Here is a 3,031-nt window from a genome sequence, read left to right as displayed (position 1 = left end):
GGACGCGGCCGAGGAGGGCCACTGCCCGGGGGTCGGTCCTGGCATCGAGGTCGGTCGAGGTAGCGGCGTCGAGGTCCCGCAGAAGGGCCTCGACCTCCGTGAAGTGGAGCCTCCGCGTCTTGGTGTTCATGAAGTGCTCCTTGAGGTCTCGGCTTCGGGCAGTTCCTCGCGCCTGGCTTGTGGGAGGGATTCGGCCAGGGCCCTGAGGGCTCGCCGTGCCCTGCTGAGGCGCAGCCGGTAGGCCACCGGTGAGATGCCCAGCACTCGCGCGGCTCGTGGCGAGTCGAGCCCGTCCCACACGGTGAGCGAGAGGGCCTCTTGATGCGCCGTGGACAAGCGACGCCACGCCTGGGCGAGATCGAGCCGCCTGGCGACCAGGTCCGGATCGAAGCCGATGCTGTCGCTGCCCTGACCGAGGCCGTTCTCGGCCACCCGGACCGCGAGCGCCTGCTGCCGGAGCTGGCCGCGGACCCCGGACAGAAGGGTCAGTCGCGCTACTCCGAAGAGCCACGCCCGTGCGTCGTCCGGGTCCTCGGGGACGTCCGCCAGTCGGCGCCAGGCGACGAGGAACACCTCGGAAGCGATGTCCTCGGCATGGCTCGGATGGACACGACGCTGGATGAAACGCAGGACGGACGCGTAGGTCTCGGCGAAGAGCTCGGTGAACCGCTGCTCGCCGCACGGTGGTCCGGTGTCGTGATTGCTCATGCCCCCTCATGTCGGTTCGGACCCTGAGTGTTTCATCCTCTTTTGCGCGCCCGCTGACGTCTGGTCACCGCCACGGGGGAAGATGGCGGAGTGAGCACGAGCGACGAGGTGAGGCGGGACCACGAGCTCCGTGACGCCACCGACGTCGGCGATGTGCCCGAGGGCGGTCATCCGGCCGACTACCGAACGCCGGGACGCGCCCAGGCACTGAATGCCACCAAGGCCGTCGGCCGCGGCATCGGCAAGGCGACGGTCGCGGGTGCCAAGGCGACGGCCGCGACGTCACGGTTCGCCGCCGCCAAGTTCCGCGGCTTCACGCACTCCGGGGGTGCGGGCGAGACCGGCCTCGCGCGGATGACCGAGCTCCACGCCAGCCACACCGCAGGCGACGCCGCGATGATGCTCGCACTCGCCGGCGTCTTCTTCTTCAACCCCCAGACCGCCGAGGCCCGCAGCCAGGTGGCGGTTTTCCTGCTCCTGACGATGATCCCGTTCACGCTCATCGCGCCGTTCGTCGGGCCGCTCCTCGACCGGTTCAGCCATGGACGGCGCTGGGCGATCGGGACGACGATGGCGACCCGGGCCTTCCTCTGTTGGGTCCTCGCCGAAGCGATCTACAACAAGAGCGACTGGCTCTTCCCCGCCGCGCTCGCGGTGCTGATCGCCTCCAAGGCCTACAACATCGCCCGCGCGGCGGCGGTCCCGCGGCTGCTCCCAGCGGGCACGAGTCTGGTCAAGGCCAACTCAAAGGTCTCGATCGCGGGAGTCATCGGCGCCGTCGTCGGCGGTGCGCTCGCTGCGGCAGCCCTCAAGGTCGGCGCGCCGTGGGCACTGCGGGTCGCCTTCGTGCTCTTCGTCATCGGCACCGTGCAGGCGATCCGGCTTCCGCCTGATGTGGACAGCAACGCCGGCGAGATCTCGCTCAGTGACACGCAGCCGGTGCGGCAGCCCGCGTCGAAGCGGGAGCGAGCCCAGCGGCATACGGCAGCCACTCCCGCGCAGGAAGGGGCAGCGCTCGAGGTCGACTCAGCCGGCATCTTCGGGCGCTACCTGCGAAGCTTGCACGCCATCCCGTGGCCAGTCCGGCACGCGATGTGGTCGACCGGCGGTACGCGACTGCTCACCGGGTTCCTCATCATGTACGTGGCGTTCCTTGCCAAGGAGCACCCGATCAGCGGGATGCGCGGTGAGCTCATCCTCGGGATCACGGCGGCCGCGATCGGCCTGGGCAACGCGCTCGGCAGCCTGCTGGGCAACAACCTTCGCGACTACCACCCGGAGCGCGTCGCGATGCTCTCCGTCTTGCTCGCGACTCTCGCATGCATCGCGACGGCGCTCTGGTATGGCGTATGGACCCTCGTGCTGCTCGGGCTGGTGCAGGGGCTGACGGCTCAGCTGGCCAAGCTGTGCTTCGACGCGCTCGTGCAACGCGAGGTGCCGGAGAACGTGCGTGCGTCGGTCTTCGGCTGGTCCGAGACCATGCTGCAGATGCTCTGGGTGCTCGGCGGCGCGCTCGGCATCATCCTGCCGCTCAACCCCCAGGTCGGCTTCTCCGTGTGCGCCGTGATGCTCCTCTGGACGGTGGTCATGGCGGCTCGCCAGCGCAGGATCGGCGCGGGGGCGGCCGGTCGCGCGCGTCCGGCACGCGGGGGTGCCGTGCGTCCTGGCTGACGTCATTCGCGAGCTCGTGGAGGTGTGTCACACCCAGCGTGACCTCGTGTGGACGGACATCCACGACTACGACGGTGTGGCCGATTTCCGGTCCTTCTTCGAGTCGGTTTCGTCAGCCTTCCTCAACACGGGGCCGGTGCGCTCGAAGCAGGCACGGCACGAGGCCGGGCGGCTCGGCATGGCCTGAGGTCGTCCCGGTTCTTCGAGTTGTCGCCTGAAACGCCTTGGGGCTGTGGATAACTCCCCGGCCGTGACGCCAGGTTTGTCTAGGTTCGGGCGTCGTGAGCTACACGATCGACACGGACCGCACGAGGGCGCTCGGGTCCACCATTCGAAAGAGCGGAAGCGAGTTGCGCGACTGCGCAACAACCTTCGCGTATGCCGCTGGGCTGGCTCGTCGGGGCATCGTCACGGACCACGTCGGGCTGGCCCAGTCGCTGTACGAGTTCACGACAACGCACCTGACCGTCCTCGAGGCAGTCGCCGCAGCGTCCGCCGCGCTTGCTCGTGACCTGACGTGGGCAGCCCAGTCTGCGCACGACGTGGAGGTCGCGGCCGCCGCGGGGCTGGGCGCCTTGGGCGCGCCGCCGCCGAAGGACTCGCACGGGGTGCCGCTCTGATGCCGTGGGAGGCCGGGCGGGGCGGCTCACGA

4 protein-coding genes are annotated in these 3,031 nt (G+C 69.5%); 3 read left to right on the top strand and 1 reads right to left on the bottom strand.

What is annotated here, in order from left to right; all coding sequences use genetic code 11:
• Positions 1-126: 126 nt before the first annotated feature.
• Positions 127-708 (bottom strand): RNA polymerase sigma factor, encoded by a 582-nt coding sequence (locus VIR15_RS17565; RefSeq protein WP_331930105.1) that lies wholly within the window; start codon positions 706-708, stop codon positions 127-129.
• 90 nt (positions 709-798) lie between these two features.
• On the opposite strand from VIR15_RS17565, the gene VIR15_RS17560 reads away from it, so the two are divergent.
• The 3 genes from VIR15_RS17560 (at position 799) to VIR15_RS17550 (ending at position 2,999) form a co-directional block, all read left to right on the top strand.
• Positions 799-2,379 carry an MFS transporter gene (locus VIR15_RS17560; RefSeq protein WP_331930103.1) on the top strand — a complete coding sequence of 527 codons (1,581 nt, stop codon included), beginning with the start codon at positions 799-801 and terminating at the stop codon, positions 2,377-2,379.
• Between the two features lie 46 nt (positions 2,380-2,425).
• Entirely contained in the window at positions 2,426-2,566 is a 141-nt protein-coding gene (locus tag VIR15_RS17555) for a hypothetical protein (RefSeq protein ID WP_331930101.1), read from the top strand.
• Positions 2,567-2,660: 94 nt separating this feature from the next.
• Positions 2,661-2,999 carry a hypothetical protein gene (locus VIR15_RS17550; RefSeq protein ID WP_331930099.1) on the top strand — a complete coding sequence of 113 codons (339 nt, stop codon included), beginning with the start codon at positions 2,661-2,663 and terminating at the stop codon, positions 2,997-2,999.
• Positions 3,000-3,031 lie beyond the last annotated feature (32 nt).

Origin of the sequence: Intrasporangium sp. (assembly GCF_036566125.1) — a bacterium.
Classification (GTDB): domain Bacteria; phylum Actinomycetota; class Actinomycetes; order Actinomycetales; family Dermatophilaceae; genus Intrasporangium.
This window is presented reverse-complemented; position numbering and strand designations above follow the sequence as displayed.

What these genes read in the sequence shown, in the direction of transcription:
- VIR15_RS17565 (WP_331930105.1), bottom strand. Translation starts at nt 708, where the DNA reads ATGAGCAATCACGACACCGGACCACCGTGCGGCGAGCAGCGGTTCACC.